Here is a 22,012-nt window from a genome sequence, read left to right on the forward strand (position 1 = left end):
TCTTTAGCCGACCGATCCTTCCATTTGCAGTTCGATGAGGCGGTTGAGCTCGAGGGCGTACTCCATCGGCAGCTCCTTGGCAATAGGCTCGACGAAGCCGCGCACGATCATTGCCATTGCTTCTTCTTCCGCAATGCCGCGAGACATCAGGTAGAACAGCTGCTCCTCAGAAACCTGGGAAACAGTTGCCTCGTGGCCTAGGGTGACGTGATCATTGCGGATGTCGTTATACGGGTATGTGTCCGAGCGCGAAATGTTGTCCACCAGCAGCGCATCGCACTCTACGTTAGAGGTGGAATGGTGCGCGTTTTGATTAACCTGCACCAAGCCGCGGTACGCGGCGCGGCCACCGGCACGAGCTACCGACTTAGACACGATATTGGAAGAGGTGTGCGGAGCCATGTGCGTCATCTTGGCGCCCGTATCCTGGAACTGGTTCTCACCAGCAAAGGCAACGGAAAGAACCTCGCCCTTGGCGTAAGGACCGGTCATCCATACGGCCGGGTACTTCATAGTGACCTTAGAACCAATATTGCCGTCAACCCATTCCATGGTGCCGCCTTCTTCTACCTTGGTGCGCTTGGTCACCAAGTTGTAGACGTTGCTAGACCAGTTCTGAATGGTGGTATAGCGGCAGCGGCCGCCCTTCTTCACGATGATCTCCACTACCGCGGAGTGAAGGGAGTCAGACTTGTAGATAGGAGCGGTACAGCCCTCGACGTAGTGCACATAAGCGTCCTCATCAACGATAATGAGGGTGCGCTCAAACTGGCCCATGTTCTCCGTGTTAATGCGGAAGTAAGCCTGCAATGGAATATCTACGTGCACGCCCTTGGGCACGTAGATAAAGGAGCCACCGGACCACACAGCGGAGTTCAGCGCGGAAAACTTATTGTCTCCGGCCGGGATAACGGTGCCGAAGTACTCCTTGAAAAGCTCAGGGTAGTCACGCAGTGCCGTATCAGTATCGACGAAGATGACGCCCTGGCTTTCCAGGTCCTCACGGATCTGGTGGTAGACCACCTCGGACTCGTACTGCGCAGCCACACCGGCAACGAGACGCTGCTTTTCGGCCTCTGGAATGCCAAGCTTATCGTAGGTGGCCTTGATATCGTCTGGCAGATCTTCCCAGGTTTGGGCCTGTTCCTCGGTGGACTTTACGTAGTACTTGATCTGGTCGAAGTCGATGCCAGACAAATCCGCACCCCACGTAGGAACGGGCTTTTTATCAAAGATGTTGAGGGCCTTCAGGCGCTGGTTGAGCATCCATTCCGGCTCGCCCTTCTTGGCGGAAATATCGCGTACTACGTCTTCGTTCAAGCCACGGCGAGCAGAAGCGCCAGCCGCGTCCGAGTCGTGCCAGCCGTACTCATATGCACCAATGGAATCGATGATTTCATCATCGGTCATCTTGTTTTCAGGTGCCGATTGTGCCTGGGTCATGACTCGCTCCTTTCAGTATTGGTATTAACGGGTGTCAAGGGGATATTCGTGGTACAGATTCCGTGGCCACCGGCAATGGAGGCCAAGGGCTGTACATGTTTGCCTAATAGAGCGGAAAAGACTTCCTGTTCCGCCTCACACAGTTCCGGATGCTCAGCGGCCACGTGGGACACCGGGCAATGGTGTTGACATATTTGCACTCCCTGGCCGGCGCGGTCCACCGTGGCGGCATAACCGTGCTCATCTAAGACTTCAGCTAGCTTTCGCGCCACGTCTTCCACGGATTCCCCCTCTTCTACTAGGGGGCGCACATCCGCGACGAGCCGCTCAAACCGGGCCTTAGCAAAGTGCTTTACGGCTTCAGATCCGCCAACAGCACGCAAAGCCGTCAAAGCCTCTGAAGCCAAGTCATCATAGGCGTGACCAAATTTCGCTCGGCCACGATCGGTGAGGCGAAAGTGCTTAGCTGGTCGTCCGCGACCGGAACCGCTACCCGCTGGAGTGCGGGCGGCAGGCCGGCGGCGCACTACCTCCGTTAGTTCCTCTTCCACCAAGATGTCTAAGTGCCGACGGATTCCGGCAGCGGAAAGGCCAAGGCGTTCACCCAGGTGGGAAGCAGTAACAGGCCCGTCCTTCAGCAGCAGCAACATGACTTGGCGGCGAGTATCGCCATCCGTGGTGCGCGTTTCTTTCGCCATCTTCGGCGACTTTTCCGCGCGTTGAGGTGTGCTCATGCCGGGGACCTCCCTTCGTGCTCCACTCACTTACAGCTGCTCTGCCGCGCCTTACCTTCTACCGGCAGTACGCGCCAAACCAACTGCGCCTTCTTTATTAGACAACACTAGTGTTCCTTAATTCATTCCGGAATGCCACCATGGGGCATTCCTCGGCGTGGCAACGGGGGTGACTATTACCCTCACCGCCACTTCTCGCCACTCTGCGCGGCCCACGCGGGCGGGCCAGCTGGGGTTGGGACGCAATCCTCGCGTAAGGTCTTATGCCATGACAGGGAAAATCCGCGGCTTTCTTACCGGCATTAAAGCCGAGCTGCCGCAGCTAGGTTCCGCAGGGTCGCGCACTGCACGGCTGCACGCCGAAGATACCGGCGCCGCGGAACCAGATTCCCGTTTTGATTTCGTGCCCGCCAACGCTGATGGGCTCAAGCGCACCACCACCGCCCAGTGGCGGACGTTTTTCATTCTGCGCTGGGTAGGAACGGTTGGCTCCTTACTCATAGCCTTTGGCGCTTTAGGAGCCGGCGCCTTGCCAGTGGTGGGCAACCCTTATGACAACGTTCCTTTTGGTTCGCTTATGTCTCGCATGCTGCAAACATCGTCCGCGGTAGTGATGGTCGGAGTCGGGCTCTTGGTCACAGCGTGGGTTTTCCTCGCCCCATTTGTGGGCACGCCCCTTCGCCAGCCACAGAAGGGCTCCACTGTGCCTACTCGGGCCCGCAGGCTCGTGACCACCCAGCAGCTATGGCGCACTTGGGCCGGTTGGGTTATTCCACTGATCTTCACCGCGCCGCTATTTACCCAAGATATCTATTCCTATTTGGCTAATGGCTCCATCGTGGTCCAAGGAATGGATCCCTATTCCGCGGGGCCGGTTCAGTTACTGGGCGCTGGCGATAAACTGGCCCGGTCTGTGCCATTTATCTGGGCAAATTCCCCTTCCCCTTATGGCCCGGTGGCACTCGGTTTAGCCGCAGTAGTAAGCCTGTCTACTGCTAACTCCATCTTATTGGGCGTTATCGCGCACCGCCTATTGTCTATCGCTGGGATTATCGTAGCCGGCTGGGCCATTAGCTGCCTCGCACGACGCTGCCGAGTATCTCCAGAGTCTGCCCTCTGGCTCGGCATTCTCAACCCGTTGACTATTTTGCACTTAGTGGGTGGAATCCATAATGAATCCATCATGCTGGGATTGTTGTTGGTGGGAATGGAGATGGGTCTCCGGGGCGTCGACAAGCTGGGGCGATCGCGTCGCAGTGCCTACCTAGCACTTGCTGCCTCCGGCTTTTGCCTCTCGTGCGCCGGAATGGTCAAAGTTACCGGCTTTATTGGATTGGGGTTTGTCGGAATGGCTTATGCCCGTTATCTCATTGAAAAAAATGGGACCCCTCGCTGGAAAGCCTTAGCCTGCGCAATTGCCCTACAGCTCGTTGTATTGGTAGCAACCGTAGCCCTCATTAGCGCGTGCACCGGTATCGGCTTGGGCTGGGTAACCGGGCAAGGCGGTGCAGCCTCTATTCGCTCATGGCTTTCCACCTCCACCGCTGTGGGCGTGGGAACGGGGGTTTTCGGGATGCTACTCGGCCTAGGAGATCACACCGAAGCCATCCTCACCGTCACCCGTACTTTTGGTGTGCTCGTGGCCGTGGCGTTTATGGCCCGCATGCTCTTTGCCACCTTGCGTGGCCGCATTCACCCCGTGGGAGGACTTGGCACCGCCTCCCTCGTCCTCGTTATTTTCTTTCCTGTCGTCCACCCTTGGTACATCCTGTGGGCGGTACTGCCATTGGCTGCATGGGCCAATCGGCTCATCTTCCGTTTCAGCGTTGTAGCCTATTCTGCAGCGATGAGCTTCTTTGTCCTACCGCGGGGACTTGGCCTACCGCCGAGCACCATCATCGCCATTTACGTGTCAGCTGCCTGTGCATACGCTGTCATCGCCGCTCTCTGGTGGGTTGCAGTGCACCGCAGCGGAATCCGTGTCCTAGACTAATCCCACGTGAATTCGATTTCAGCCGACCGTCCAGCCCTCACCTTGGACAATGTGGTGAAGAGATTTGGCTCCACTACTGCCGTTAATGGGCTGAGCCTAAGCGTTGCCAGCGGCGAGGTCTTTTGCCTCCTCGGCCCCAATGGTGCGGGAAAATCTACCACCATTGAAATGTCTGAAGGCTTCATCCACCCCACCAGCGGCTCCATCGATGTCCTTGGGCATAATCCGGGTACCGAGCCAGATAAGGTGCGGGAAAAAGTAGGAATTATGTTGCAAGGCGGCGGTTCCTATTCCGGCATCCATGTTTTAGAGATGCTGGAATTATCCGCCCGCTATAGTGCTCACCCCCTCTCCCCACAATGGCTGCTGGAGACTTTAGGACTCGAAGGCGTAGCTCGCACCTCCTACCGCCGGCTTTCTGGCGGACAGCAACAGCGCCTATCGCTTGCCCTAGCTATCATCGGCCGACCGGAGTTGGTGTTTCTCGATGAGCCAACCGCCGGCATGGATGCACAATCCCGCTTAGCTGTGTGGGATCTTATTCGAGCATTGCGAAGCGATGGCGTCACCATCGTCTTGACCACTCACCTCATGGATGAAGCGGAGTCGCTAGCAGACCGGGTGGCCATCATGGATCATGGTCAGCTAGTAGCCCACGGTACACCGGCGGAACTTACGGCCCAGACGGAATCGGCAGGGCTCAGTTTTAGCACCGACATCGACGTTAATCTCGAGGCGTTGGCTGCAGCCGGAATTTCTGCCACAAAGTCTCGCCCGTTGCACTACCGCCTGACCGAAGCCGGCACCCCTGAGACCATCGCCGCACTGGCTACCGAACTTGCCCACCAAGGCGTCCTTCTGCGGTATTTGGATGCAGCCCACCGCAACTTGGAAGAAGTATTCCTTGATCTCACCGGACGCCACCTGCGCAGCTAACTGCCCCGCACTAGAACCGCATTAATTCGATCGTGTTGAAGGAAGAATCCATTTCATGAGCACTGCCTATACCCCAGGGACCTTTACTCCCGCTCCTCAGCGAGCCAGCGCCGGCGCCATCTTGCTCGCGCAAGGCAAAATGGAAGCAAAGCTCATGTTGCGCCACGGCGAGCAGCAGCTTCTCAGCGTCATCATTCCGCTGGCCATCCTCATTGGGGCCGCCCGCCTAGAGCCCACCACAGGGCACGGCTTGCACGAAGTATTTCCCATGGTCCTTGCAGTAGCGGCCACCTCCGCGGGGTTTACAGGCCAAGCCATCTCGCTCGCCTTTGACCGACGCTATGGGGCCCTTAAACGCACTGGTGCATCCGGGGTACCTGCCTGGGCCATTATCGGAGGCAAGATCCTAGGCGTGCTCACGATGGTGGTTTTCCAAATCCTTGTTTTGGGCATCGCAGCCTATATTTTGGGCCTACGCATTAGCCCGAGCGGGGTGTTGCTAATGATCGTCTCGCTATTTTTTGGCGTAGCGGCCTTTACCGCAATGGGTCTGTTGCTCGGCGGCACCCTCAGCTCAGAAGTCGTGCTCGCGCTGGCCAACCTCATCTGGTTCATTCTCCTTGGCGTGGTGGGATGGACGCTCTATTCTCAGGGCCTTGGCGATAATGGCATTCTCAATGTGGTACCAACCGTCGCTCTTGCGGGCGCGCTTACCGACGCCTCTAATTCCATCTTCCCTAGCCTCGAACTCATTTCCTTGGTGGCATGGCTAGCCGTGGCGTCGTTTGCCGCGGTCCGTTGGTTCCGCTTCGATGGCTAAATGTGACTTTTGTCCGGTTCGTGCCGAAACGAGAGCAATTTTTATGCCCGAAATCTCCCGACTAGTAGGATGCTATGCGTGAAATACTGGACAAAAACAAAGCGCTTCTTTAAAGAAGCCGCCCCCACACTGCAGCAACAGCGCCTTATCGCGCTCATCCTCCTCCTGTGTCAGGGTGGCATTACCGTGTCTGGTTCCATTGTCCGCGTGACCGGCTCGGGACTGGGCTGCCCCACGTGGCCAGAGTGCCAGCCAGGTTCCCTTGTCCCGATGGAGGGCGCCGCCCCTGCGCTACACCAAGCCATCGAGTTTGGTAACCGCCTGCTAACTTTCGTGGTAACTGCGGCAGCGATTGCCGCGGTCATCGCCATGCGCATGGCACACCGCCGCACTGAGCTTAAGGTCTATGCTTGGCTCAACGTGGCTGGCATCGTCCTTCAGGCAGTTATCGGTGGAATTTCTGTCCACCTAGATCTGCGCTGGTGGTCCGTGGCCCTGCATTTCTTGCCTTCCATGCTTCTAGTTTGGTTAGCCGCCATGCTTTACTCGCGCATTCTAGAGCCAGATGACGGTACTCCCCGAGCACGCTTCCCACAGGGCATTCGCCTACTCGCGGCTATCGCTACGGTCGCATTGAGCGTTGTCCTCATCACGGGCACGATGGTCACCGGATCGGGTGTCCATTCCGGTGATTCCGGCGTGGGAATGGAAGGCCGACTACAAGTAGATACCGAGGCCATGGCCGTCACCCACGCCATGTGCATGTACGTCTACCTGACGCTTAGCGTCATTACCATCTTCTTGCTGTATAAGAAGCGTGCGCCACAGGATGCCAAGAAGGCGGGTTGGGCCCTTATCGTGTGCATCCTCATTCAGTGGGCAGTCGGCGTCTATCAGTTCTACATGAGCATTCCGCGGTGGACGGTGCCGTTCCATATCGGCCTCTCCTCCTTCGTTACGGCTTATACAGCCCTGCTCTGGGCGCACGGTGTACGTCGCGCGGAAGGCACTGCAGATCTCATCACTGGCTCGCCTAGCGGCGATGAGAAATACGCAGCACGGCAAGCAGCGTTAAAGGCTGAACACGCGGCGGTATAACCCACAAAGCTATTTGCCGGCCGAGCGACTGCGCTCGGCCGGCTTTTTGCGCTAGCCTGGCTATATGCACGCAATTCAGGTCACAGAAACCGGCGGGCCAGAAGTACTTCGTTATACCGAAGTGCCCGCCCCCACCCCTAAAGACGATGAGGTATTGGTGGACGTCATTATGGCGGGCGTCAACTACATCGATACTTATTACCGTGAGGGGATTTATAACGCGGCCACCCCGTTTATTCCCGGATTCGAAGGCACCGGGCGCGTGGCTTACGATCCAAAGGGAGAAATCGCCGAAGGGACGATGGTTGCGTGGAACCAAGCCTTCGGCTCGTACGCGGAGCAGGTCTGCGTCCCTCGTGAAGGGCTCGTGGCGGTACCAGATGATTTTCGCCCTGAAGTTGCCGCTTCCATGCTGCTGCAGGGTATTACCGCACACTATCTGGCACACGGTGTCTATCAATTGGGCGAAGGCGCTTCGTGCCTAATCACCGCGGGCGCTGGAGGCGTGGGACAAATTTTGACCCAGATGGCCTCCTCTCTTGGCGCTACCGTGTACACGGTTGTCTCTACGGATGAAAAGGAAGAACTTTCCTACGCTGCCGGGGCGGATAAGGTATTTCGCTACGGCGATGGACTCGCCGAGCAGGTCCGCCGCTACAACGGTGACAAGGGAGTCGACGTGGTGTATGACGGCGTCGGCAAGGCCACCTTCCAAGAGTCGCTCGAGGCGGTCCGCCCCCGTGGCACCGTCGCACTCTTTGGCGCTGCTTCGGGGCCGGTGGAACCTATCGACCCCCAGCTTCTTAATAAGCATGGGTCCATCTTTCTGACTCGACCATCCATTGGCGCTTGGACCGCGCAAGAAGGCGAGTTCCAGATGCGGGCCCAAGCGGTCGTACAGGCGGTTGTAGACGGCGAGCTTAGTTTCAACGTTACGGCCTCCTACCCGCTAGCCGACGCCGCCACGGCGCATCAAGATCTCCAAGAGCGCAAGACCACAGGTTCCATTGTCTTGCGCGTACAGGATGGCGCATACAACTAACCCCAGCATTTTAAAAGCGCGGGAGAAGGAACTGATCCATCTCCCGCGCTCTGGTTTTCCTCGGGGCTTTTCAGTGTGACGCGGCTAGAACAGCGTCGCAGACCAGCCGAGCATCCGCCCAAGTGGTTCCCAACCCAAGATTGCGTCAATAGACAGGCCGATAAAGAGAACCGACAGGTAGTTATTGGAATAAATGAACAAGCGCATGGGCTTGACTTTGGCGCCGTTCTTCACACCTTCATGCAGGCGAATAGCCGTCCCCAAGAAGACAGCACCGGAACCTAGCGCTGCCACCAAGTAGATCCACGATGCAGCGGGAACGATGAGCAAAGTAACGATGACAGTGCCGACGGTGTACCACACAATCTGGCGGGTGACTTCCTTTTCGCCAGCCACAACGGGCAACATCGGAACGCCAGCCTTGCGGTAGTCTTCCTTGTACTTCATGGCCAGCGCCCAGGTGTGTGGCGGCGTCCAGAAAAAGATGATGAGGAATAGCACTACTGCCTGCCACCAACGGTCCGGCTCTCCTGCTGGTGCGTTATCACGGATGACAGCCCATCCGACCATAGCCGGCATGCAACCTGCCAAGCCGCCCCAGACGATATTTTGGGCATTGCGCATCTTCAAAAACTTGGTGTAGACGAAGACGTAGAAGAAGTTCGTCAAAACCACAAAGAACGCTGCCAGCCAGGAGTGAGCAAGAAAACCTAGCCACAGCACGGAAATGACAAGCATAACCCATGCAAATATCGCGGCGTTTCGCTTCGAAATCGTAGCTCTAACCAGCGGACGCGCTCTAGTGCGCTGCATCTTCTGGTCCAATTCGTAGTCCACGACATTGTTAAACGTGTGGGCGGCGGCAGCACCCATCCAGCCGCCAAAAATAGTGGACACAATTAGCCAGATATTATCCGATACGGCTTCTACGCCACGCTGCGCTTGGAGCATCGCCGGAATTGCAGCCACGAGGAGGAGCTCAATGATCCTCGGTTTCGTAAGCGCAAAATAGGCCTTGATGGTCTCCAAGGAATTCCTCCACTATCTGAACGTTGGTGAACTGTGCTTCGCACACACCCTGCGTGCGGTCACCCCTAGCGGTCGCACGTACCCGTGAAAAAGTTCCAATTCTCTCACTCACAATTTGGGCCGAGGGGTGAAACTCTGCGAGCAAATGGTGCTAGAACTATGCACGTTGTAGCACCCAGACATGCGCCGCTTAGCCATGCCAGCTTACCGTTTAACCCCTAGTTTCTATAATTGCGCACCGCCGGATAGAAAATTACTAGACTGAAGGAAGTCAAGTACTTTTTGCCTAGACGTAAGCGAGGCTTTCACGTGTCGAAAGATAAGTTGTCCCCAGAACTCCAATCTATGGTCGAGCGCCGTTATCCGGAGGATTGGACTGAGTTTGACACCCGCGCCGTTGATACCGTGCGCGTACTAGCCGCCGATGCAGTGCAGAAGTGCGGTTCCGGACATCCCGGTACAGCAATGTCCTTGGCGCCCCTCGCCTACACTCTCTACCAGCGAGTTATCAACCATGATCCTAACGATGTGCACTGGGCCGGGCGTGACCGGTTTGTACTCTCCGTTGGCCACTCCTCCCTTACCCAATATATCCAGCTTTACCTGGGCGGTTTTGGACTAGAAATGGAGGACCTCAAACGGCTGCGCACTTGGGGATCGCGTACGCCGGGCCACCCAGAGGTCCACCACACCGATGGAGTGGAAATCACCACTGGCCCGCTTGGCCAAGGCTTAGCATCCTCTGTTGGTATGGCAATGGCAGCCCGCAAAGAACGTGGTCTTTTCGATCCGAATACCCCCGCTGGCGAGTCTCCGTTCGATCACTACGTCTATACCATCGCCTCCGATGGCGACCTTCAAGAGGGAGTTACCGCAGAAGCTTCCTCACTTGCGGGAACACAAAAGCTGGGCAACCTGATCGTTTTTTGGGACGATAACCGCATTTCCATTGAAGACGATACAAATATTGCCTTCAACGAGGACGTTGTAGCTCGGTATGAGGCTTATGGTTGGCACGTCCAAACCGTTGAATCCGGCGAAGACGTTGTGGCCATAGAAGAAGCAGTCAAGGCCGCCCAAGCAGAAACCGAGCGCCCTTCTTTCATCCGTGTAAAGACCGTAATTGGCTACCCTGCCCCGAATAAGATGAACACCGGTGGAGTCCATGGTGCCGCACTGGGCGAGGACGAAGTAGCCGCCACCAAGGAGGTCTTGGGCTTCGATCCCAAACTGAGCTTCCATATTGATGAAGACGTCATTGCTCATACCCGCAAACTGCAAGAGCGCGGTGCTAGAAAACATTCGCTATGGCAAGAGAAGTTTGACGCTTGGGCTGCGGCTAATCCAGAGAATAAGGCTCTCTTTGACCGCATGAGCGCCCGCGAACTGCCGCAAGATTTTGGTGCCAACTTGCCGGTATGGGAGCCCGGCGAATCCCTGGCTACCCGCAAGGCCTCTGAAGCTGTTATCCAGGCGCTGGCTGCCTCCCTGCCTGAGCTGTGGGGCGGATCTGCCGATCTGGCTGGTTCTAATAACACCGTTATTAAGGGCGCGGACTCCTTTGGTCCTGAGACCATCACCACCGATATGTGGTCCGCGCAGCCTTATGGCCGCAATCTTCACTTCGGTATTCGCGAGCATGCGATGTCCGCAATTATGAACGGCATTGCTTTGCACGGCAATACCCGCGTTTACGGCGGAACCTTCCTGATCTTCTCCGAATACCAGTACCCCGCTGTCCGCCTAGGTTCGCTGATGTCGACCGATACCTACTATGTGTGGACCCATGACTCCATCGGCTTGGGTGAAGATGGTCCTACACACCAACCAGTAGAGACCCTGTCTGCGTTGCGTTCTATTCCAAACCTATCTGTCATCCGCCCAGCAGATGCCAATGAGACTGCCCAGGCTTGGGCTGCGGCAATCGAGTATAAGCCCTCACCGAAGGGCTTGGCTCTCAGCCGCCAAGGATTGCCGGTTTTGGAAGGCACAAAGGAAAAGGCTCATGACGGCGTTCGCCGTGGCGCCTACGTCTTGGTAGAAGCCTCTAAGGAGACCCCGGACGTAATCCTCCTCGCCACCGGCTCCGAGGTGCAGATAGCCGTCGCCGCTGCTAAGGAGCTAGAGGATGCCGGAACTGCCACCCGAGTCGTGTCCGCTCCCTGCCTGGAATGGTTTGACGAGCAGGACGAGGCCTACCGAGAGTCCGTGCTCCCAAGCAGCGTACGAGCCCGCGTTTCCGTTGAGGCAGGCATTGCCATGCCGTGGCATAAGTACACCGGTTCATTCGGCCGCAACATTTCCATTGAGCTCTATGGTGCTTCCGCGCCTGCGGCAGAGCTCTTTGAGAAGTTGGGATTCACCACTGCAGCAGTAGTTGAGGCGGCACAGGAATCCCTCGCTGCTGCTGCAAAATAAGACCTAGAGACTGGATAAGGAATTAGCATGAACTACATCTCCGAACTCAGCCAGTTGGGAACTTCTACCTGGCTCGATGATCTCTCCCGCGAGCGCCTGCTTTCCGGAAACCTCAAGGAGATCATCTCCTCCAAATCCATTGTGGGTGTTACCACTAACCCAGCGATCTTCGCCGCTGCAATGACCAATGGCACCGCTTACGACGCCGAGCTTTCTACGTTGAAGGAGGCTAAAGCCACTGCCGATGAAGCGGTGTATGCATTGGCTATCGAAGACGTCAAAAATGCCTGTGATCTCTTTGCAGACATTTACTCCGCTACTGATGGCGCGGATGGCCGGGTATCGATCGAGGTTGATCCGCGTATTTCTGATGACGCTGCAGCCACCCTGGAGCAGGCCCGTGAATTGTGGGCGAAAGTTGATCGACCTAACGTCATGATCAAGATTCCGGCTACCACCGGCTCCTTACCAGCGATTGAAGATGCCTTGGCGGAAGGAATCAGCGTCAATGTCACCCTGATTTTCTCTGTGGATCGCTACCGCGCTGTTATTGAGGCCTTCCGTACCGGCCTCAAGCGTGCCGCCGAGAATGGCAAGGACGTCTCAACTATCCACTCCGTGGCTTCCTTCTTCGTTTCCCGTTTGGATACCGAAGTGGACAAACGCCTGGAAGCCATTGGCAGCGAGGAAGCACTGGCACTGCGGGGTAAGGCAGGCGTCGCAAATGCACAGCGCGCCTATGCCCTCTTCCAGGACGCATTGCTTAACGACGCCGACCTTCCGGAAGGCTCCCACCTCCAGCGACCGCTTTGGGCTTCGACCGGAGTCAAGAATCCGGATTACCCTGCCACCTTGTACGTCTCCGAGCTGGCTGGTCCGCACACGGTCAATACCATGCCGGAAAAGACCATTGATGCGGTGCTATCGCAGGGCGATCTTCACGGCGATGTGCTATCCGATAGCCGTGACACAGCAGAAAGCATCTTTGCCCAGCTAGAAGAGGTTGGCATCGACTTCGACGATGTCTTTGAAGTGCTGGAACGTGAAGGCGTAGACAAGTTCGTTGCCGCGTGGAACGAACTGCTTGCTTCCATTAAGGAACGACTCGCGTAAACTAGCTTTGTCACCTATGCCCCGCCGAAAATTCGGCGGGGCATTCTGCCGCTAGACTATTAGCGAGCTATTAGCCCATAAACTCAGGAAGGAATCTTCGTGACCGACTCAGCCGCTTGGGTCAACCCCTTGCGCAGTGCCAGCGATAAGCGATTGCCGCGCATCGCAGGACCAGCGGGCATGGTCATCTTCGGCGTTACCGGAGACCTTGCATATAAAAAGCTTTTGCCCGCAATTTACGACCTAGCAAGCCGAGGTCTCCTGCCCGCTGGCTTTACCCTCGTTGGTTATGGTCGCCGTGATTGGGACAAGCCCGCATTCTGTGACTATGTTCGCTCGGCCGTCGTGGCTGGGTCCCGCACCGAGTTCAATGAGGATGTCTGGCAACATTTGTCCCAAGGCATTGAATTCGTACAAGGCTCCTTCGATGATGCCGGCTTTGATCGTCTCTCTTCCCGCTTGGGAGAGCTAGACCGCGAGCGCGGCACGGGCAGCAACTGGGCGTACTACCTTTCTGTCCCACCAGAGTTCTTCTCAAATATCTGCCATCAGTTAGAGCGCGTTGGTATGGCCAACTCCGTTGAAGACTCGTGGCGCCGAGTAATCATCGAAAAGCCTTTTGGCCATGACCAAGAATCGGCCCGCAAGCTCAATGAGATTGTCAATGCCGTCTTCCCTGAGTCAGCAGTCTTCCGCATTGACCACTATTTGGGCAAAGAAACCGTGCAAAATATCATGGCTTTGCGATTTGCCAATCAAATCTTTGAACCAATGTGGAATGCTCACTACATTGATCACGTCCAGATTACGATGGCCGAAGACATCGGCTTGGGAGGACGCGCTGGCTACTATGACGGCATCGGAGCGGCTCGAGACGTCATCCAAAACCACCTGCTACAGCTTTTGGCCCTGGTTGCGATGGAAGAGCCATCTTCCTTCGAACCTGAGGCCTTGCAAGCAGAAAAGGTAAAGGTGCTACGCGCTACCCACGCCGTTCATCCCCTCAACAAGACCACTGCTCGCGGCCAGTACTCCGCCGGCTGGCAAGGCTCCGAGTTTGTGAAAGGATTGCGCGAAGAGGAGGGCTTTGATCCTGAATCTACAACGGAGACCTACGCTGCCTGCACCTTGGAAGTAAACTCCCGGCGTTGGGGCGGGGTCCCCTTTTATCTGCGCACTGGCAAGCGCTTGGGCCGTCGAGTTACCGAAATCGCGCTGGTATTTAAAGCTGCGCCAAACCAGCCATTCGTTGATGGACAGACTGACGCACTGGGAAGAAACGCCGTGGTCATTCGTGTGCAGCCGGACGAGGGCGTAACTATGCGATTTGGCTCCAAGGTCCCTGGCTCCACCATGGAAGTCCGTGATGTCAACATGGACTTCGCCTACGCTGAGGCCTTCACAGAGGAATCGCCAGAGGCTTATGAACGATTGATTCTAGACGCCCTCTTGGACGAATCCTCGCTCTTTCCTACCAACGAAGAAGTAGAGCTTTCCTGGTCGATTTTGGACCCCATCATCGATTATTGGGCCGAGGCTGGACAGCCGGAAAAATACCGTGCCGGCAGCTGGGGGCCTGAATCCGCCGATAGAATGTTGCGCCGCCGGGGTCACTCCTGGCGCCGCCCATAGGAGGGACGCAGACAATGATTATTCCATTGCCCAATACCACTACGCGTGAAATCTCCAAGAAGCTGGTGGAGGCGCAAGAGCACTACACCCTAACTACCGGCCGAGTCCTCACCCTCATTGTTGCGGCACGCGAGGACGATGACCTCGAAAATATCCTTGCCTCCGTGCGCGATGCTTCCCACGAGCATCCGTCGCGCGTATTAGTCGTCGTAACAGGCGACCGGCAAGCAGAAACCCATCTCGATGCCCAGCTGCGCGTTGGCGGTGAAGCGGGCGCTTCTGAGATGGTTATCATGAAGCTTCACGGTGCCTTGGTAGACCAAGACGAAGCCGTTGTCACACCGCTACTCCTACCCGATACCCCACTGGTTGCTTGGTGGCCCACCTTATGCCCACCCGATCCGGCCACCAGCTCAGTAGGAAAGCTGGCTCAACGTCGCATCACAAACGTGGCTTTTGATGGCCGTGTTACAGGTGAAGATCTCCGGACCTTGTCAGCCGGTTATACCCCAGGTGATTCCGATATGTCGTGGGCTGCCATCACTTTGTGGCGTGGTGTCGTCGCCTCGGCTTTGGACCGCCATCCACACGAACCCGTAACCTCGGTCGAGGTTGCAGGCCCCGCCGGCCATCCAGCGCCCGACTTCGCAGCGGGCTGGTTGCTCGACCGCTTGGCAGTTCCGGTCCACCGCACAGTTACAGAATCGGAAGAACACCACTTCCCCGTGGCTCACCTGCGTTTTACTCGGGAAACTAGCCACGTCGATGTTGACGTCGTTGATGAGCGGACGGTGCGTGTCTGCGTTCCAGGCTCCCCGGATTCCTTAGTTAGCCTAAGCAATCGTTCTCAAGCTGAAGTCCTCTCTGAAGAACTGCGTCATCTGGATGCCGATAAAACCTACGCCCAAGCGCTCCGCGCCCTCGCCCAAGTAGACTACAGTAATCAGTAAAACGGCTTAACCCCGATTCTTTGCAAAGGATTTCGATACATAATGGTAGCTCTTCACCGCGTAAGCGATGTGGATGACCTTATCTCCCAGGCCGCACTCAAATTCATCGATACCGTAGCCCGCATCCAAGCAGCAGGTGGCGGCCTCCACAACGATGGCATTGCGCGTGTTGTCCTCACTGGTGGCGGTGCGGGAATCGGGGTTCTCCATGAGCTTGCTCGGTTGGATTTCGCTGCACAGCAACAGGGTGAAAACTTCCCCGCGCAGCGAATCGATTGGGCGCGCGTACACGTATTCTTTGGTGATGAGCGCAATGTGCCTGTGACAGATGCCGATTCTAATGAGGGACAAGCCCGTGCCGCCCTGCTTAACCACGTGGATATTCCGGATCAAAACATTCACGGCTTTGATCTAGGCGCGGTTTCCATGGAAGCTGCGGCAAGTGCTTATGAACCGGAGCTGAAAGAGTTTGCTCCCAATGGATTCGATCTGCACTTGTTAGGCATGGGAGAAGAGGGCCATATCAATTCTTTGTTCCCTCACTCTTCCGCCATCCGGGAGCAGGAGGAATTAGCTGTTCCGGTACATGATTCCCCCAAGCCCCCAAGCGAACGAATCACGCTTACCCTTCCCGCGGTTAACCAATCCGAACGCATCTGGCTCCTTGTGGCCGGCGAGGCCAAGGCGGAAGCAGCCAAGCACGTCGTAGAGGGCGCGGATCCAGAAGAATGGCCGGCTGCTGGTGCCCACGGACGAGCAGAAACCATCCTTTTCCTAGCGGATGACGCTGCGTCCGAGTTATAAGCAAAATTTCGCCTAAGACCGGCACAACCTCACCTATAAACATAAAAGAGCGCCGACACCGCTCCCCCTCGTCATTCCGCTGAAGGAAAGCGAGAGATTGGAAGCTTGTGTCGGCGCCTTCTGCGTCGAACCGTAGGGTCTAAGCGTACGCTTGGATCAGGTTGAGGCCCACGATGCATGCAAGCCAGATAATAACCATAACCACGGTGTAGCGGTCGAGGTTCTTTTCCACGACGGTCGAGCCGGAAAGGTTCGACTGTACACCGCCACCAAAGAGGCTGGACAAGCCACCACCCTTGCCCTTGTGCAATAGCACGAAGATGGACATCAAAATAGCAGCGATGACCAAGATGATTTCCAGTGCCAAGACCATGAGGATAATCCTTATTTCTAACGTGCGCTCTGCGGTTGCCTTATGATACCCGCTGGCGCGGTAACGTACTTTTGCGCTTTGCGTCTTGCAAAGCAATCACACCGGCCCACTGTACACCACGGCGCGGGCTGGAACCATTCCAACCCGCGCCAAGGCGCCAACCTGTGACAGGTGGTAACTGCTGTTAGTTCAGTGCGTTTGCTGCATTAGCAGCCAGCTTGGCAAACTCTTCGCCGACCAAGGAGGCGCCGCCGATAAGGCCGCCATCAACGTCTGGCTTGCTGACGATCTCCGCTACAGAATCAACCTTGACGGAACCGCCGTAAAGAATGCGGATGCCTTCCGCAACTTCATCGCCGGCCAGCTCCTTGACGAGCTCACGAATAGCGGCGCAAACCTCTTGCGCGTCGTCTGCGGAGGCTACCTTGCCGGTGCCAATGGCCCAGACCGGCTCATAAGCGATGACGGTCTTGGCAAGCTGCTCCGAGCTGAGACCAGCCAAGGAGTTGCGGGTCTGGTTGACCACGTAGTCCACATGGGTACCGGCCTCACGTACGGTCAGTGGCTCGCCCACGCACACAATGGGGCTTATGTCATTGTCCAAAGCTGCGGCGGCCTTTTCCGCAACGAGTTTATCGGTCTCGCCGTGATACTGGCGGCGCTCCGAGTGGCCTACTACAGCCCAGCTGCAGCCAAGCTTAGCCAGCATCTGACCGGATACCTCACCGGTGAAAGCACCTGACTCGTGCTTGGAGATGTCTTGCGCTCCGTAGGTAATCTGCAGCTTATCGCCCTCTACCAGCGTCTGAATGGTGCGAATATCGGTAAACGGGACCATGTAGGCCACGTCAACCTTCTCGTAGTAATCCTTTGGCAGAGAAAAGGCGAACTTCTGAACAGAGCCGATGGCCTCAACGTGGTCGAGGTTCATCTTCCAGTTACCTGCAATAAGTGGGGTACGTGCCATGAATTTATCCTCTCTTTCTGGCAAGTTAAGAAGGCTGTTTTAGGCTTCCAAAACAGAAACGCCCGGTAGTTCCTTGCCCTCTAGGTACTCGAGGGAGGCACCACCTCCGGTGGAGATGTGGCTAAAGCCATCCTCGTCTAGTCCGAGCATGCGCACCGAGGCAGCGGAGTCGCCGCCGCCAACGACGGAGAAGGAACCGTTCTTTGCAGTGGCGTCGATAATGGCCTGCGCTACACCAGCGGTGCCCTTGGAGAAGGCCTCCATTTCGAAGACACCCATTGGGCCGTTCCAGAACACGGTCTTGGAAGAGGCGAGAACCTCTGCGAACTTCTCCACGGACTTAGGTCCAATATCTAGGGACATCCAGCCCTCCGGGATGCTATCAAGTTCGACCACCTGGGTCTCTGCATCTGCTGCGAACTTGCTTGCAGCAGTGAGATCAACCGGGAGGACCAGCTTGTCACCGAAGCGCTCGAGGAGGTCCTTGCAGTTATCGATCTGGTCTTCCTGCAGCAAGGATTCTTGGACGTTATAGCCCTTAGCAGCCAGCAGGGTATAGCACATGCCGCCACCAATGATGACCTTGTCTGCCTTGCCTGCCAGCGCCTCAATCACGCCCAGCTTATCCGAGACCTTCGCACCGCCAAGTACTACGACGTACTGGTGCTCCGGCTCCTTGGCCACGGTGGAAAGAACCGAAAGCTCCTTTTCTACCAACTTGCCTGCGTATGCCGGCAGGCGCTTAGCAACGTCATACACAGATGCCTGCGCACGGTGAACAACACCAAAGCCATCGGAGACAAAAGCGCCATTATCGGCAGCTAGAGCAACGAGCTCGTCAGCGAACTGGCCGCGCTCCGCTTCGTCCTTAGAGGTTTCACGAGGATCGAAGCGGACGTTTTCTACCAACATCACGTCGCCATCGTTGAGGCCGTTCGCACGCTCATGAGCGTCTTCCCCGGTGACATCGCCGGCCAAGGCGACATATTGGCCAAGTGCCTCAGAAAGCGCCTCTGCTACTGGGGCCAAGGAATACTTAGCGTTTACCTCACCCTTTGGGCGCCCCAGGTGTGCGGAAAGAATGACCTTTGCGCCGCCTTCTACCAGCGCCTTGATGGTCGGAAGAGAAGCGTTGATGCGTCCCGGATCGGTAATATTTCCCTCTTCATCGAGGGGAACATTGAAGTCAGAGCGAACGAGGACATGGCGGGATTCGACGCCTTCCTTGAGGAGATCGTCAAGAGTCTGGAAAGTCATTATTTACTCCTTAACTATTTCGGATGGGTTAAAGGCTATAGATATAAGAATACCGACCGCGACGCAGCGCCGTTTGGGCTTGCATCGGGGCCGGATTCTCATTGCTGGAGCTCCAGTTTAGAGCTTGTCTGCCACCAGGTTGGTCATGCGAACGAGCTGGGAAGTGTAGCCCCACTCGTTGTCGTACCAGCCCAGAACCTTGACCAGGTTGCCGTTGGAAACCTTGGTCATGCCGGCGTCGAAGATGCAGCCGTGCGGGGAGGTAACGATATCGGTGGAAACCAGCGGATCCTCGGTGTATGCGAGGGTGTCCTTAAGCTCGCCCTCAGCAGCTTCCTTCAAAGCGGCGTTGATTTCCTCGGCGGTTACGTCGCGAGAAGCGGTGAAGGTCAGGTCCGTAGCGGAGCCGGTGATAACCGGAACGCGCATTGCGTAGCCGTCCAGCTTGCCCTCCAGTTCCGGCAGAACCAAGGAGACTGCCTTAGCAGCACCGGTGGAGGTGGGAACGATGTTGACTGCAGCGGCACGAGCGCGGCGCAGATCCTTGTGCGGAGCATCCTGAATGCGCTGGTCACCGGTGTAGGCGTGAACGGTGGTCATCAGGCCCTTTTCAATGCCGAACTTGTCATTGAGGACCTTAGCCATCGGTGCGAGGCAGTTGGTGGTGCAGGATGCTGCGGAGATGACGTTGTGGTTTGCCGGATCATAGGTGTCGGAGTTGACGCCGTAGACGAAGGTTGCGTCTACTTCCTTGCCCGGTGCGGAGATGATGACCTTCTTGGCGCCAGCCTCGAGGTGAGCCTTTGCATCATTGCCGTTGGTGAAGCGGCCCGTGGACTCGATGACGAGGTCTACGTTGTACTCGCCCCACTTCAGCTGCTTCGGGTCCTTCTCTGCGGTTACCACGATGCGGTGACCGTTAACGGTGATGGACTCATCGTCGTGGGTAATTTCGCCATCGAAGCGGCCCAGTACGGAATCGTACTTCAGCAGGTTAGCCAGAGTGCCATTGTCGGTCAGGTCGTTTACTGCAACAACTTCGAGGTTGTTGTCACCCTGAGCGACTGCACGGAAAAAGTTGCGGCCGATGCGGCCAAAGCCATTGATACCTACGCGAATAGTCACTGTATTTCTCCTCAAAGAGTCGAGTAAATGTGTGTATGGGTTTGAGCGCGGGTCCTTCGATGATTTTCTATGTGTGAGAAGCGCCCGAGCGTTTTCCCTACATGGCCGATAATACCGAGGCATTTCCTTCGGCGCAGTCCCCTACTAGCCTTGAGATCTATTGGATGACAGATTATCCAAAAGCGCGTACACTCTTTCCGATCCTTTTTATTTACCTAAGCCAAACCCGCTGGAAAAGCCCGAATAAGTGGGATTATGTTGGGTTTACAGCGTAAACGTGAGATATATCATGCCACAGCTTTAGGGTTTGTGCCCGCCTCTGCCCGATCAGACATTTGCGCATTAAGTCTAGAAAATAAATCGCTTGACCATATTGGTCCGGCCACGTTTGTCTCGCGATATGCTTTTCTTACTCACTGGCTCACAGCCGCTTTTCAGGCCACCCCGCCTGCCCTAGCGCGCGCGTTGGTCACCGTGAGGCTTCAGTGCCCGGACGCAGTTGCGGGCAGGACCACCGTAGGACCCAAGGACGTATCTTGTTCCAAATCAATACCTCTGCTGTGGGCGACAGCCTCGGGCTTACCGCCCTCGTGGCGATTCTCCCCCTCATCGCATTCTTTATCATGCTGCTCGGAGTCAAAGCGCGCGCCCATACTTCTGGTGCCGTAGCCCTTGCGGTATCCATCCTTATCGCAATCCTCGGCTTTTCTATGCCGGTAGATATGGCATTGTCCTCCGCTGTGCGCGGCGGGCTCTTTGGTCTACTGCCCATCGTCTGGGTGATCATCACCGCTATTTGGTTCTATGAGATCACCGTTGCTTCTGGGCGCTTCGAGGACTTGCGCAAAACTTTTGACCTTTTGGGCGATGGCGATATTCGTATCCAGGCTATCCTTATTGCCTTTTGCTTCGGTGGCTTGCTCGAGGCTCTCGCTGGCTTCGGCGCACCCGTTGCCATTACCGCAACCATGATTATGGCACTAGGGGTAAAACCGCTACGTGCTGCGACTGTGGTGTTGATCGCAAATACCGCCCCAGTTGCCTTTGGCGCTGTTGGCATTCCGGTCACTACCGCCGGCGAGGTTGCCGGTCGCAGTGCTGATCAAACGCATGATATTGCCGCGTTGATTTCTTTGCAGGTGCTGCTTATCGCCGCCATTGTTCCTTTCCTTATTGCCTTCATCCTGGATGGCATCCGTGGCGTCAAGGAGACTGCGCCGGCAGCAGCTGTCATCGGCGTCTCTTTCGCCCTTGCTCAGTGGCTGGCCGCAACCTTCTTTGCCTACCAGCTCACCAACGTCATCGCCTGCATCGTCTCGTTGGGCTGTGCCTTTGCCTTCCTACACGTGTGGAAGCCCAAGGGCGTCAAGGAATTGCGCGAGCGACTTGAGCTGCCAGCAGCTGAATCTACAACTGACCTAAACGGCCGCCGCATTTGGATGGCGCTGCTGCCCTATGCAGTAGTAACTGTCGTCTTCGCTGTCGCCACTGCCGCGCCCGCTATCTTCGGTTTCCTCAAGCTCCACTTTGCTTGGCCGTTGCTTGATGACGCCATTGTCGACGCCGATGGCAAACTCATGGATACCAGCTTTAGCTTCAATGTCTTTGGCAACCCAGGTACGCTTCTTCTGCTTTCCGGAATCATCGTCGCGGTTGTCTACCACTTCTTCAATGAAAATGGCCGCTATAGCCTGAGCTTTGGACAGCCGGTAAGCGCTTTTGGCGACGTCGTTAGCCGCATGAAATTCTCCGCGCTGACTATTATCTTGGTCTTGGCCTTGGCATACACCATGAACTATTCGGGCCAAACCATTGCGATCGGCGAATTCGTCTCTTCTGCTGGCGGTATCTTCGCTCTCTTCGCTCCAGTCCTGGGGTGGATCGGTACCGCCGTGACCGGTTCGGACACCTCCGCCAATGCCCTCTTTGCCAACCTGCAGGTGGCGGCAGCAGAACGCATCAGTGTGAACCCAGATCTCATGCTTGCTGCTAACACCGCTGGCGGCGTCGTGGGCAAGATGATTTCCCCGCAGTCTCTCGCGATCGCGGCAACCGCCGTCAATATGGAGGGCAAGGAATCCGTCATCCTGAAAAACGTTGTGGGTTACTCGGTCGCCTTCTTGGCCGCCGTGTGCGTCATCGTATTCCTGATGACCAACGTCCTAGGCTTCTTGGTTCCCTAGGCCTCTCCGCCCCCAGCGAAGCCACAACTCCCCGCCGCACAGCTACCTCTTCGGTATTCGTGCTGCGGGGAGTTGTGCATCTGCGCGCTTTTGCG

At 56.5% G+C, this 22,012-nt stretch carries 18 protein-coding genes; 11 read left to right on the forward strand and 7 right to left on the reverse strand.

Going from position 1 to position 22,012, the window contains the following annotated elements:
• Window positions 1-3 precede the first annotated feature (3 nt).
• Both sufB and L8V01_RS00605 read right to left on the reverse strand, forming a co-directional pair.
• Window positions 4-1,443 carry a Fe-S cluster assembly protein SufB gene (sufB, locus tag L8V01_RS00600; protein ID WP_005324837.1) on the reverse strand — a complete coding sequence of 480 codons (1,440 nt, stop codon included), beginning with the start codon at window positions 1,441-1,443 and terminating at the stop codon, window positions 4-6.
• Window positions 1,440-2,177 carry a helix-turn-helix transcriptional regulator gene (locus tag L8V01_RS00605; RefSeq protein WP_269945249.1) on the reverse strand — a complete coding sequence of 246 codons (738 nt, stop codon included), beginning with the start codon at window positions 2,175-2,177 and terminating at the stop codon, window positions 1,440-1,442. The genes sufB and L8V01_RS00605 overlap by 4 nt, the downstream gene beginning before the upstream one ends.
• Window positions 2,178-2,445: 268 nt before the next feature.
• On the opposite strand from L8V01_RS00605, the gene mptB reads away from it, so the two are divergent.
• The 5 genes from mptB to L8V01_RS00630 all read left to right on the forward strand — a co-directional run bounded on the left by mptB (window position 2,446) and on the right by L8V01_RS00630 (window position 8,066).
• Complete coding sequence (gene mptB / locus L8V01_RS00610; protein WP_269945250.1) at window positions 2,446-4,170, forward strand: polyprenol phosphomannose-dependent alpha 1,6 mannosyltransferase MptB; 1,725 nt, start codon at window positions 2,446-2,448, stop codon at window positions 4,168-4,170.
• A gap of 6 nt (window positions 4,171-4,176) precedes the next feature.
• Window positions 4,177-5,106 carry an ABC transporter ATP-binding protein gene (locus L8V01_RS00615; protein ID WP_269945251.1) on the forward strand — a complete coding sequence of 310 codons (930 nt, stop codon included), beginning with the start codon at window positions 4,177-4,179 and terminating at the stop codon, window positions 5,104-5,106.
• A gap of 55 nt (window positions 5,107-5,161) precedes the next feature.
• On the forward strand, window positions 5,162-5,926 hold the full coding sequence (locus L8V01_RS00620) for an ABC transporter permease (protein ID WP_269945252.1): 765 nt from the start codon (window positions 5,162-5,164) through the stop codon (window positions 5,924-5,926).
• 69 nt (window positions 5,927-5,995) lie between these two features.
• A complete protein-coding gene (locus tag L8V01_RS00625; protein ID WP_269945253.1) occupies window positions 5,996-7,024 on the forward strand; it encodes a COX15/CtaA family protein in 1,029 nt (342 codons plus the stop codon).
• A 64-nt stretch (window positions 7,025-7,088) separates the two neighbouring features.
• The gene (locus L8V01_RS00630) at window positions 7,089-8,066 is read left to right on the forward strand and encodes a quinone oxidoreductase family protein (RefSeq protein WP_269945254.1); all 978 of its coding nucleotides are present in this window, start codon (window positions 7,089-7,091) and stop codon (window positions 8,064-8,066) included.
• Window positions 8,067-8,150: 84 nt separating this feature from the next.
• On the opposite strand, the gene L8V01_RS00635 is transcribed toward L8V01_RS00630, so the two are convergent.
• Window positions 8,151-9,095: a heme o synthase gene (locus L8V01_RS00635; RefSeq protein ID WP_269945255.1), complete on the reverse strand. Its 945-nt coding sequence runs from the start codon at window positions 9,093-9,095 to the stop codon at window positions 8,151-8,153.
• Window positions 9,096-9,440: 345 nt separating this feature from the next.
• On the opposite strand from L8V01_RS00635, the gene tkt reads away from it, so the two are divergent.
• From tkt to pgl, 5 genes are all read left to right on the forward strand, one after another.
• Window positions 9,441-11,513 carry a transketolase gene (tkt, locus tag L8V01_RS00640; RefSeq protein ID WP_269945877.1) on the forward strand — a complete coding sequence of 691 codons (2,073 nt, stop codon included), beginning with the start codon at window positions 9,441-9,443 and terminating at the stop codon, window positions 11,511-11,513.
• A 27-nt stretch (window positions 11,514-11,540) separates the two neighbouring features.
• Window positions 11,541-12,626: a transaldolase gene (gene tal, locus L8V01_RS00645; RefSeq protein WP_269945256.1), complete on the forward strand. Its 1,086-nt coding sequence runs from the start codon at window positions 11,541-11,543 to the stop codon at window positions 12,624-12,626.
• A gap of 99 nt (window positions 12,627-12,725) precedes the next feature.
• Complete coding sequence (gene zwf, locus L8V01_RS00650; protein ID WP_269945257.1) at window positions 12,726-14,258, forward strand: glucose-6-phosphate dehydrogenase; 1,533 nt, start codon at window positions 12,726-12,728, stop codon at window positions 14,256-14,258.
• Window positions 14,259-14,272: 14 nt separating this feature from the next.
• Window positions 14,273-15,208: a glucose-6-phosphate dehydrogenase assembly protein OpcA gene (locus L8V01_RS00655; protein WP_269945258.1), complete on the forward strand. Its 936-nt coding sequence runs from the start codon at window positions 14,273-14,275 to the stop codon at window positions 15,206-15,208.
• A 42-nt stretch (window positions 15,209-15,250) separates the two neighbouring features.
• The gene (pgl, locus tag L8V01_RS00660) at window positions 15,251-16,012 is read left to right on the forward strand and encodes a 6-phosphogluconolactonase (RefSeq protein ID WP_269945259.1); all 762 of its coding nucleotides are present in this window, start codon (window positions 15,251-15,253) and stop codon (window positions 16,010-16,012) included.
• 139 nt (window positions 16,013-16,151) lie between these two features.
• Here the strand turns inward: pgl and secG are convergent, their stop codons facing one another.
• From secG to gap, 4 genes are all read right to left on the reverse strand, one after another.
• A complete protein-coding gene (secG, locus tag L8V01_RS00665) occupies window positions 16,152-16,385 on the reverse strand; it encodes a preprotein translocase subunit SecG (RefSeq protein WP_049360789.1) in 234 nt (77 codons plus the stop codon).
• Window positions 16,386-16,569: 184 nt separating this feature from the next.
• Window positions 16,570-17,352: a triose-phosphate isomerase gene (tpiA, locus tag L8V01_RS00670; protein ID WP_269945260.1), complete on the reverse strand. Its 783-nt coding sequence runs from the start codon at window positions 17,350-17,352 to the stop codon at window positions 16,570-16,572.
• A gap of 39 nt (window positions 17,353-17,391) precedes the next feature.
• Window positions 17,392-18,609: a phosphoglycerate kinase gene (locus L8V01_RS00675; protein ID WP_269945261.1), complete on the reverse strand. Its 1,218-nt coding sequence runs from the start codon at window positions 18,607-18,609 to the stop codon at window positions 17,392-17,394.
• A 117-nt stretch (window positions 18,610-18,726) separates the two neighbouring features.
• Window positions 18,727-19,734: a type I glyceraldehyde-3-phosphate dehydrogenase gene (gene gap, locus L8V01_RS00680; protein WP_269945262.1), complete on the reverse strand. Its 1,008-nt coding sequence runs from the start codon at window positions 19,732-19,734 to the stop codon at window positions 18,727-18,729.
• Window positions 19,735-20,270: 536 nt separating this feature from the next.
• Between gap and L8V01_RS00685 the strand changes: the two genes are divergently transcribed.
• Complete coding sequence (locus L8V01_RS00685) at window positions 20,271-21,917, forward strand: L-lactate permease (RefSeq protein WP_269945263.1); 1,647 nt, start codon at window positions 20,271-20,273, stop codon at window positions 21,915-21,917.
• Window positions 21,918-22,012 lie beyond the last annotated feature (95 nt).

It is taken from the genome of Corynebacterium curieae (assembly GCF_027570035.1).
In the GTDB taxonomy this organism is placed as follows: Bacteria; Actinomycetota; Actinomycetes; order Mycobacteriales; family Mycobacteriaceae; genus Corynebacterium; species Corynebacterium curieae.